Genomic DNA, 9,758 nt, shown 5'->3' with positions numbered 1-9,758 from the left:
GGCGATCATGCCCCCGTGTCGTCAAAAAGCTACCAGCCAAATATCCTGTCAGAACACTGAAGGTGCCTAAGTGAACTGCATTAGGGCATGACCCCGCTTTTTTGCTGGCCGGACGATATCGGCCGATCAGTTGGCGGTCTTCGCCTTGTCCTGCTCTTCCTTGAGCTTCTTGGCGAAATCCTGGTTGTTCTTGGCGACGAAGTCCTGAAGCTTCTTCTGCCGGTCCTCGATGTCCGACTGCTGCAGCGCCGGGCCGTCATACGCGCCGCTGAAGCCCTGCAGGGCGATCTTGATCGGATTGGGCTGGTTCTGGAAATTGACGGAAGTCAGCGTGATCGCCTGGCCTTTCTTGAATGCCGCGACGAGCTGATCGGTCAGCGGCACTTCGGCCACGCAACGATCCGGGAAGCAGATCACATAATCGAGCTTCTGCGCCTTGCCGGTGTCGATCTGCAGGCCGATGCCGGGAGGCACCAGACGGCCGGTCGGCACCGTCACCTGGAACACCTTGCGGTTCACCTTACCCTTCAGCTCGATCAGGCTGACGCCGGTGACCAGCTGGCCGTTGCCGGCGGTGGTGATGTTCTGGACATTGCAGATGTCGACGTCTTCCTGCTTGGTGCAGGCCTTGAACCAGCCTTGCGGAATCTGCTGTTGCTGCTGTGCGGAAGCAGCGGGAAGTCCTGCGCCGAGAAAGCCGACCACGCCAGCGGCCATGACCGACAGGCGGTACGCGTTGCTGTTCAGGCTCGTCATGTCGTGCACTTCCTCTCAAATGATCCCGGGACCGGCTTCTTCGTGCCGTGTGGTCCAGCTACCTGTTGCCGAAATGAGGCAACAGAATGACTTCGGAGGGCGTGTTACACTGCAAGCGAGGGCGAATCCAGCCCGGCGTCAGCAATTGTTGAACGCGCGGTTGGCCGGCGCGCAGCCGCCCCATGCTAGGGTGCACACCGAATCATCAAGCCGACCCAGTAAGGAGACGGTCATGGGCCGCGTTGTTGTTTGGCTGATCACCGGGATATCGTTTCTCGCCCTTTCGCATCAGCCGGCCGCATCGGAGCCGAAGCACGCTATCGCCATGCAGGGCGAGCCGGCGCTGCCGCCCGGCTATACGCATTTCGATTACGTCAATCCCGATGCGCCGAAGGGTGGCTCGATCACGTATTGCGTCGTCGGCAGCTTCGACAACCTCAACCCTTTCATCCTCAAGAGCCTGCGCACGACGGCGCGCGGCATGATGGACACGATCTTCGGCAATCTGGTCTTCGAGCCGTTGATGCAGCGCAATGCCGACGAGGCTTTCACGCTTTACGGTTTGTTGGCCGACAGCGCCGACATGGACCCGGAGCGCAAGAGCATCGAATTCCATCTTAACCCGAAGGCCAAATGGTCGGACGGCCAGCCAGTGACGCCGGAAGATGTGCTGTTCAGCTACGATGTCTACACCGAGAAAGGGCGACCGCCCTACAGCGACCGCATGGCCAGGGTCGCCAAGCTCGAAAAGACCGGCGATCACAGCGTGCGCTTCACCTTCAACGACAAGGCCGATTGCGAATTCCCGCTGATCATCGCGCTGACCCCAATCATCCCGAAGCATGCCTTCGACAAGGAGACTTTCGACAGGACGACGCTCAAGCCGGTGATCGGCAGTGGCCCCTATACGATCGCGCAGGTGCAGCCCGGCCAGCGCATCGTGTTCAAGCGCAACCCGGATTACTGGGGCAAGGACGTCCCGGCCAAGCGCGGTTTCGACAATTACGACCAGATCACTATCGAGTATTTCCTCAACGCTAACGCCAAGCTCGAAGCGTTCAAGAAAGGCCTTTGCGCCATCGACGACGATAGCGATCCGGTGAAGCGCGAGCGCGATCTCGATTTTCCGGCCTTCCACAAGGGCGATGTGGTCGCGCAGACCTTCGACACCGGCATTCCGCCCGTGGTGACTGGTTTCCTGTTCAACACGCGGTTGCCGAAATTCGCCAACCCGGTCGTGCGGCGCGCGCTCGGCATGCTTTATGACTTCGAATGGGCCAACAAGAACCTGTTCGGCGGCAAGTACGCGCGGACAATGAGCTATTGGCAAAACTCCGAGCTTTCCGCGCTCGGCCATCCAGCGGACGACAAGGAGAAAGCGCTTCTGGCGCCCTACCCCGGCCGCGTGCCGGCCGATGTCATGGACGGTACATGGCGGCCGCCGGTGACCGACGGATCGGGCCAGGACCGCCGCGTGCTGAAGGCAGCCTTCGATCTTTTGAAAAGTGTCGGCTACCACGTGCAGAATGGAACGATGCTCGATCCCGAAGGCAAACCCTTCAGCTTCGAAATCCTGACCGCGTCGCAGGACGAGGAGCGCCTTGCCGGCATCTACCAGCGCACGCTGGAGAAGATCGGCATCGATCTCACCATTCGCAGCCTCGACGGCGATCAGATCCAGTCGCGCAAGCAGCGCTTCGACTTCGAGGTCCTGATCGGATCGAGCGGCTTCAACAATTCGTTGTCGCCCGGCATCGAGCAGAGCGGGCGCTGGAGTTCGGCCGCGGCCAGGACGGAAGGCTCGTTCAATCTCGCCGGCGTCGCCGATCCGGCTGTGGACGCGGCGATCGAGGCGATGCTGCGCGCCCGCTCCAAGGAGGATTATGTTGCCGCAGTTCGCGTTCTCGACCGGCTGCTGATCTCCGGCAACTACATGGTGCCGATGCAGTACAACACGCAGCAATGGATCGCCTACTGGAACTACCTGGAACATCCGCAAAAGACGCCCATATTCGGGTATCAACTGCCAACATGGTGGCGCAAGCCCAACTGAGGGATCAGGAGGTCGAGATGAGCGAATTGAGCGCCATCACCGTCGATGTGGTGTCCGATGTCGTCTGCCCCTGGTGCTTCATCGGCCAGAAGCGGCTCGACAGGGCGATTGCCGCCGTCGGCGATGTCGACGTGCATGTCCGCTGGCGGCCGTTCCAGCTCGATCCAACCATTCCGTCTGATGGCAAGGACCGCCGCGAATACATGCTGGCAAAATTCGGCAGCGACGAGCGCATCCGCGAGATTCACGCCCGCATCGAGCCGCTGGGCGAAATCGAAGGCATCTCGTTCGCCTTCGACGCCATCAAGGTGGCGCCGAACACGCTGGATGCGCACCGGCTGATCCGCTGGGCAGGTGCCGCCGGCGAAGCCATTCAGAACAGGCTTGTGCGCCGGCTGTTCCAGTTGAATTTCGAGGAAGGCGCCAACATTGGCGATCATGCCGTGCTGGTCGAGGCGGCGCGCGAGGCCGGCATGGATGCGTCCGTGGTCGCCACGCTTTTGCCGACCGAGGCCGATGTCGAGGCGGTGCGCACGGAGATCGCCACCGCGTCGCGCATGGGCATTTCTGGTGTACCGTGCTTCCTGCTCGAGGACAAATACGCGGTCATGGGCGCGCAGGATGCCGACACGCTGGCCGATGCCATTCGCCAGGTGGCGGCCGCCAAGGCGCGCGGCGAACTGGAAAAGGCCGGCTGAGCCGACCGCCCTCTCCTCTCCGCGACAGCAGCAAGCGTTACTTCACCGTCGCCTTGGCCTTGCTGATGAAAAATCCATGGCCGTTCGTGGCCGTGCAGGACAGTCCCTTGCTTGACGACTGGCACGAAAACGGCCCGGCGCTCCAGCTGTTGCCGTAGCCAAGCTTGTCGACATCGCTGCAGCAGCCCTGCTCGCCTGGGTTCTTGATCAGCGTGGCTGGCCCCTTCGGACCCAGGATAATCGTGACGTAGCTTGGCTCGACGCGCGAGCAGCTCAGCTCCGGGCCACCATCCCTTGGTTCATAGGTGCCGGTGCCGCCTTTGGGCGTGTAGATGCAGCCGATGTTGCCGGACGGCGTGTTGAACTCGATCTGGCCTTCGGCGCTGGCCGGGATGCTCTGCTGGCCGGCATGCGCCAAAGGTACGAGGGGCAGCCAGGCGAAGAGGGACAGGATTGCGGCCGCGCGTGCAAGCATTGGGAGCTTCCTTGTTGGAGAACCGAACATGCATGAGTGTCGACGATGCCAGGCAAGGTTCAATCCCAAGCGGATGAATTGTCAAACGCAGTCCCTCAGCCGATCCGACAAGGAAGCGCCGCTCGGCCGATTCTCCGGTCACCTCCTGCCTCCGGCAAGGACGACAACGGCACGCCCGGCGAGGTCGCGAACGGCGAATTTTCGGGTGTTCGGGTCAACCTGCTTCGAGAAAAGCGCTCGGTCCGGACGATTTTGAGTTCACAAAACCGTGTGAAAACCTTCCCTAAGGGAAGCCGCGCTAACGTCACACCCCTATGTATCAGGCATTTGAAATCAAAAGCAATATTCGGATTTTTGCCTATCGTTATCGCTATATTTCAGCATGTAATCTGTTGCCTCACGGCCACGGCTGCCGGCGCAATCCGGTCGGCCCGGTTTTAAATTAATGGAAAATGATCAATTGGTGTTACCATCCGTAACAAAAGAAAAAAGGTTTGGGCGGGATCGTGATTCGGGTCGGTAGACCATCGCAAGAGTCAGTACCGGAAAAAATACCTCGCGATGCCGCAGGGCGATCGCTTCTGACGCCGGTGTCGTCGATGCGCAGCTTCTGGGGCCTAATGCGGGCCTACTGGGTTTCCGACCGCTGGAAGGAAGCCTGGACGCTGACGCTGGTGATCGCACTGCTCACGGCGCTGTCCAGCAAGGCCGGTGTTTGGTTCGCCGAAGCCTCCGGCGAACTGGTCAACTCGATCGCCTTCTTCCATGACGCCGCCAACACCACGCCGCTTCGCTCGCTGCTGGTCAATGCCGGCGTCCTGGTGTTGCTGGTCGTGCTCAAGGACGCCGGCTTCACCGGCATCCGCAGCCTCGTGTCAGCGACATTGCACCGCAAATGGCGCGGCTGGCTGGACAGCCGCTTCAACGAAGCGCTGCTCGACACCAATCATACGCATTTCCACGCCCAGCATGGTTCGTCCGGCAATGCCGCTCCCGACAACATCGATCAGCGCGTCCAGGAATCGATCAAGGACATGACCGGCGGAGCCATCGGCCTCGCCATGGGCGTCCTGGGTGTTGCCACATCGCTTTATTTCGTCGGCCAGAAATTGCTTGAAAACTCAGCGGAAGTGAAAGGGCTGGAATTTCTCGGCAGCTACGGCAGCGCGGTTTTGGCTTTCCTGGCGGTCGCCACCTACGTGCCGCTGAACACTTGGATCGCGGTCAAACTGGGTCGTCTGCTGGAACGGCTCAACGTCAGGATGCAGCAATCCGAAGGCAGCTATCGCGGCGAGTTGACCACTTTCCTGCGTCGCAGCTTCCATGTCGCGGCCTCGCAAGGCGAGGATGTGCAGAAGACGATGCACAATCGACTTTATGTCGACATCGACCGCACTTGGGCGCGGCTGAATATCGTCAACACAGGCTACAATTCGTTCGAGCTGATCTATAATTTCATTGGCGCCCGCATTGTCGCCTATGGACCTGGCCTGGTGCCGTTCATCCACAACGGTTTCGATCTCAAGGGCTACATAACCGGCTCCGAGCTGGTCAATTCGCTGATCAGTCAATGCTCCTGGTTCATCCACGTCATGCCGAACATCGCAACGTTGCGCGCCAACAGCCAGCGCGTCATCGAATTGGCGCAGGCGATCGAGAATGTCCAGCATCCGCAGGAATTCTACAGCCAGACCGGCCGCTCCGATTTCCACTACACCAGCCAGAACCCGGTTTTTGGCCTGACCATCCAGAAGCTCGAACTGGCGCATCAAGGCGAGGATGCGACGCCCTTCCTCAGCGCCGCCAATCTGCGCTTCCGGCGCGGCGAATGGACTTTCCTGAAGGGCGAGTCCGGCTGCGGCAAGACTTCGCTGATCAAGGCGATCAACGGCCTGTGGCCCTATGGCCGCGGCACCATTGTCTTCCCCGAGGGCGTCAAGAGTTTCTATGCCGCCCAGGAGGTCAAGCTGCAGCAGGTTAGGCTGAAGCAACTGGTCTGCCTTCCGGGCTCCGAGCGCGACCATGGCGACGCGCAGGTCGCGTCGGCGCTGCACAAGGCGGGGCTCGGCGACTTTATCGAGCACATGGCTGACGAAAGCCGCGAAGGCAAAAGCTGGGACCAGGTGCTGTCGGGCGGCCAGAAACAGAAGCTGGTGGTGGCCCGCATCGTGCTGCAGCAGCCGGGGCTGCTGTTCCTCGACGAGGCGACCGGCGCGCTCGACCCCGACGGCAAGGTAGCCTTCCACCAGGCCATCAAGGACAACTGCCCCGATGTCACGGTGATCAGCGTCATGCACGAGGCGGTTGCGCCAAGATCGATGACGGGCAGCGAATTCTATCATAGCATCGTCGCGATCGCCGACGGCGTCGCCACCAAGAAGCCGCTGGTTCCGACCTTGCCCGTCGAGCTCACCACCATTCTGGTGCAGCCAAGGCCGGTCCCAAGGCCGGTCGAAGACAAATGGCTGCGCTTCTCGCGCCGGCTGAAGCAGAAATAACGGTTAATCCACCCCGGTCTGCCTGGTCGAACGGCGGCCGGCAATCACAGTCTCGCGATCTCGGCCGCTCGTCGGCATTTTCCCTCCTCACCGCGATTGACACGGCAAGGCCCGCTCCTATGTTGCGCCCGCTTGCAGATAGTAAAAACGCGAACCCGCAAGCGGAAAGGTCACCGCGCCATGCCTGGCGACAGTCACAGTCGAACGCAACAGCCGTCCGCCCTGACGTGACCTCACATGGTTCATGTCCTGCCGGACGGCAAGGAGTGAGCCATGAACGAATTTACCGCCGTAGCCAGCGACGAGGCCGTCGCGATTGCCCGTATCCTAGCCAACGATCACGTCGCCGACATTGTCGAGGCCCTGAACAGGGAGCCTCGAGAGACCGCGACGGAACTGCTTTGTGAAGTGACGTTCGAGCGTCTGGTCGGGATCTTCGACCAGCCGGAACTCGACGGCGCGTCCGAGCTCATGGAGGCGCTGCCGCGCGCCAAGGCGGGCAAGCTGCTCACCGCCATGTCGGTCGACCGTGCCGCCGACATCCTGCGCGAGCTGGAAGAGCCGGCCCGATCCGAGCTGCTTGGCGGGCTTGCGCCGCCGCTGCGCGCAACGCTGCTCTCCATCCTCGGCTATCCCGAAGGCAGCGCCGCATCGATCATGACCACGGAGTTCGTCAGCGTGCCCTCGGACTGGACCGTCGGGCAAACGCTCGACTACATCCGCAAGGTGGAGCGGACGCGCGAAACCGTGTACGCGATCTATATCGTCGATCCGCAGACGCACCTGCTCGTGCGCTCGACCGGCCTGCGCCGGCTGATCACCGGGGAGCCCGACGATTCGATCATGACGGTGGCGCCGGATCATCTTCCGGTGACGGTCGGACCGCTGACCGATCGCGAAACCCTGGCGCAGACGATCTCCAAATACGATCTGCTCGCCGTTCCGGTCGTCGACCATGGCAAGATCCTCGGCATCGTCACCATCGACGACATCATCGACACGATGATCGCGGAGACGACCGAGGACGCGCACCGTTTCGGCGGCATGGAGGCGCTGGACGAGCCGTACATGAAGATGAGCTTCCTCGCCATGATCAAGAAACGCGGCGGCTGGCTGTGCGCGCTGTTCATCTCGGAGATGCTGACGGCCAACGCGATGCAGAGCTATGAGGGCGAGCTGGAGAAGGCGATCGTGCTGACGCTGTTCATCCCGCTGATCATGAGCTCCGGCGGCAATTCCGGCTCGCAGGCGACCTCGCTGGTCATCCGCGCGCTGGCGCTGCGCGAGATCGGTCTTGGCGACTGGTGGCGGGTGGCGCTGCGCGAGCTGCCCACCGGTCTCGTGCTGGGCGCCATGCTCGGCGTGGTCGGCGTCTGCCGCATTGCGCTGTGGCAATATATGGGCTTCTACGACTATGGCCCGCACTGGCCGCTGATCGCCACGACGGTGGGTGCTGCACTGGTCGGCATCGTCACCTTCGGTTCGCTGTCGGGGTCGATGCTGCCGTTCGCCTTGAAACGTATCGGCTTCGACCCTGCCAGCGCATCGGCCCCGTTCGTCGCCACGCTGGTCGATGTCACCGGGCTGGTGATCTACTTTTCGGTAGCGCTGGTGATCCTGCGCGGCACGCTGCTGTAGCGGCCAGAATTGGACCGAGACGGTGGCATAAGGATTCTTGCGAAGAGGACCCCCACCCTAACCCTCCCCACAAGGGGGAGGGAATGCTGCCGCGCGCGCTCTTTGAAGCTGAAACGCAAGCGATTTGCCAAGATCGGCACCTCTCCCTCCCCCTTGTGGGGAGGTGGTATTCGTAGGGCGCAAGCATGACGTCCTGATATGCGACCGCCCTCGGCGCTTGCCGTCAATCGACCCGCACGCCGTCCTTCACGCGGTAGGTCGGCTTGTACATGGTGACCAGTTCTTCCGCCGCTGTCGGATGCACGGCCATTGTGCGGTCGAAATCGTCCTTGGTCAGGCCGGCCTTCAGCGGGATGCCGAGAAGCTGCGCCATCTCGCCGGCGTCCGGCCCCAATATGTGGGCGCCAAGCACTTTCTTCGACGCGCCGTCGACCACCAGCTTTATCAGCATCTTCTCATCCCGCCCGGACAGCGTGTGCCGCATCGGCCGGAATGTCGCGCGGTAGATCTCGATGTCGGGGAAGCGTTTGACGGCGTCGTCCTCCGACACGCCGACAGTGCCGATCTCCGGCTGTGAAAAGACGGCGGTCGCGATCGTCTCGTGATCGGGCGCGGTTGGATTTCCCTTGAAGGCGGTTTCAATAAAACACATCGCCTCGTGGATCGCCACCGGCGTCAGTTGCACGCGGTTGGTGACGTCGCCGATCGCCCAGATGCTGTCGATATTGGTGCGGGAATATTGGTCGACGGCGATGGCGCCGGTCTTGGTCATCTCCAGTCCGATGCCTTCCAGGCCCATATTCTCGGTGTTGGGAATGCGGCCGATGGCCAGCATCACCTGGTCGACGGTCAGCACCTCGCCGCCGCTGACGAGCGCGTCGAGCCGGCCGTCCGGCCGCTTGCGGATCCATTCGGACACGGAATGGCAGAGGATCCTTATCCCCTTCTTTTCCATCGTCTCGTGCAGCATCCGCCGCAGGTCCATGTCGAACCGGCTGAGGATCTCCTTGCCGCGATAGACCAGCGTGGTGTCGACGCCGAGACCGTGAAAAATGTTGGCGAACTCGACGGCGATGTAGCCGCCGCCCTCGATCATGATCGCCTTGGGCAATTCCTTGAGGTCGAAAGCCTCGTTGGAAAAGATGCAATGTTCATGGCCGGGTAGCGCCGGATGCGCCGCGGGTCGGCCGCCGGTGGCAATCAGGATCTGGTCTGCTGTGACGGTGCGATCCTCACCCAGCAGATGCACGACATGTGGGTCGACGATCATGGCGCGCGAGTGGAAGGTCTCGCCCCCGGCGCCTTCGACGTTCCTGACGTAGATCGCCTCCAGCCGGCTGATCTCGCGATCCTTGTTGGCGACCAGCGTCTGCCAGTCGAAACTGGCTTCCGGCACCGTCCAGCCATAGCCGGCGGCGTCGGCAAAATGCTCGGGAAATTGCGAGGCATAGACATAGAGCTTTTTCGGCACGCAGCCGCGGATGACGCAGGTGCCGCCATAGCGGTATTCCTCGGCGATGCCGACACGCTTGCCGAGAGCCGCGGCGACACGCGCCGCCCTGACCCCTCCTGAACCGCCGCCGATGACGAAAAGATCGTAGTCGTAACCGGCCATGACGCGGCTCCCAAGCTTCAGAAAT

General features: G+C 61.8%; 7 protein-coding genes and 1 pseudogene. 4 read left to right on the top strand and 4 right to left on the bottom strand.

What is annotated here, in order from left to right:
* Positions 1–126: 126 nt before the first annotated feature.
* The gene (locus NKH95_RS27125; protein ID WP_013531658.1) at positions 127–756 is read right to left on the bottom strand and encodes an invasion associated locus B family protein; all 630 of its coding nucleotides are present in this window, start codon (positions 754–756) and stop codon (positions 127–129) included.
* A 232-nt stretch (positions 757–988) separates the two neighbouring features.
* Between NKH95_RS27125 and NKH95_RS27120 the strand changes: the two genes are divergently transcribed.
* Positions 989–2,809 carry an extracellular solute-binding protein gene (locus NKH95_RS27120; RefSeq protein WP_352893807.1) on the top strand — a complete coding sequence of 607 codons (1,821 nt, stop codon included), beginning with the start codon at positions 989–991 and terminating at the stop codon, positions 2,807–2,809.
* A gap of 17 nt (positions 2,810–2,826) precedes the next feature.
* Positions 2,827–3,507 (top strand): DsbA family oxidoreductase, encoded by a 681-nt coding sequence (locus NKH95_RS27115; RefSeq protein WP_023811877.1) that lies wholly within the window; start codon positions 2,827–2,829, stop codon positions 3,505–3,507.
* Here NKH95_RS27115 and NKH95_RS27110 read toward each other — a convergent pair.
* A pseudogene (locus NKH95_RS27110) lies at positions 3,486–3,593 on the bottom strand (hypothetical protein); the annotation flags it as partial. The gene NKH95_RS27115 and the pseudogene NKH95_RS27110 sit on opposite strands and share 22 nt — an antisense overlap.
* The gene (locus tag NKH95_RS27105) at positions 3,545–3,982 is read right to left on the bottom strand and encodes a hypothetical protein (RefSeq protein ID WP_023811876.1); all 438 of its coding nucleotides are present in this window, start codon (positions 3,980–3,982) and stop codon (positions 3,545–3,547) included. The gene NKH95_RS27105 and the pseudogene NKH95_RS27110, both read right to left, overlap by 49 nt.
* 599 nt (positions 3,983–4,581) lie before the next feature.
* Here NKH95_RS27105 and NKH95_RS27100 point away from each other — a divergent pair.
* Positions 4,582–6,480: an ABC transporter ATP-binding protein/permease gene (locus NKH95_RS27100; protein WP_352893805.1), complete on the top strand. Its 1,899-nt coding sequence runs from the start codon at positions 4,582–4,584 to the stop codon at positions 6,478–6,480.
* A gap of 273 nt (positions 6,481–6,753) precedes the next feature.
* Complete coding sequence (gene mgtE, locus NKH95_RS27095; RefSeq protein ID WP_352893803.1) at positions 6,754–8,118, top strand: magnesium transporter; 1,365 nt, start codon at positions 6,754–6,756, stop codon at positions 8,116–8,118.
* A 223-nt stretch (positions 8,119–8,341) separates the two neighbouring features.
* On the opposite strand, the gene gor is transcribed toward mgtE, so the two are convergent.
* Entirely contained in the window at positions 8,342–9,733 is a 1,392-nt protein-coding gene (gene gor / locus NKH95_RS27090) for a glutathione-disulfide reductase (protein ID WP_352893801.1), read from the bottom strand.
* Positions 9,734–9,758: the final 25 nt, after the last annotated feature.

Origin of the sequence: Mesorhizobium sp. M0848 (genome assembly GCF_040319805.1) — a bacterium.
Taxonomy (GTDB): Bacteria; Pseudomonadota; Alphaproteobacteria; order Rhizobiales; family Rhizobiaceae; genus Mesorhizobium.
The sequence above is the reverse complement of the archived record's forward strand: the minus strand, read 5'-3'. Positions and strand labels throughout refer to the sequence as shown.

Bases quoted from the DNA above. Each gene is read 5' to 3' on its own strand.
- NKH95_RS27125 (WP_013531658.1), bottom strand. From the start codon at position 756: ATGACGAGCCTGAACAGCAACGCGTACCGCCTGTCGGTCATGGCCGCT.
- NKH95_RS27120 (WP_352893807.1), top strand. From the start codon at position 989: ATGGGCCGCGTTGTTGTTTGGCTGATCACCGGGATATCGTTTCTCGCC.
- NKH95_RS27115 (WP_023811877.1), top strand. From the start codon at position 2,827: ATGAGCGAATTGAGCGCCATCACCGTCGATGTGGTGTCCGATGTCGTC.
- NKH95_RS27105 (WP_023811876.1), bottom strand. From the start codon at position 3,982: ATGCTTGCACGCGCGGCCGCAATCCTGTCCCTCTTCGCCTGGCTGCCC.
- NKH95_RS27100 (WP_352893805.1), top strand. From the start codon at position 4,582: ATGCGCAGCTTCTGGGGCCTAATGCGGGCCTACTGGGTTTCCGACCGC.
- mgtE (WP_352893803.1), top strand. From the start codon at position 6,754: ATGAACGAATTTACCGCCGTAGCCAGCGACGAGGCCGTCGCGATTGCC.
- gor (WP_352893801.1), bottom strand. From the start codon at position 9,733: ATGGCCGGTTACGACTACGATCTTTTCGTCATCGGCGGCGGTTCAGGA.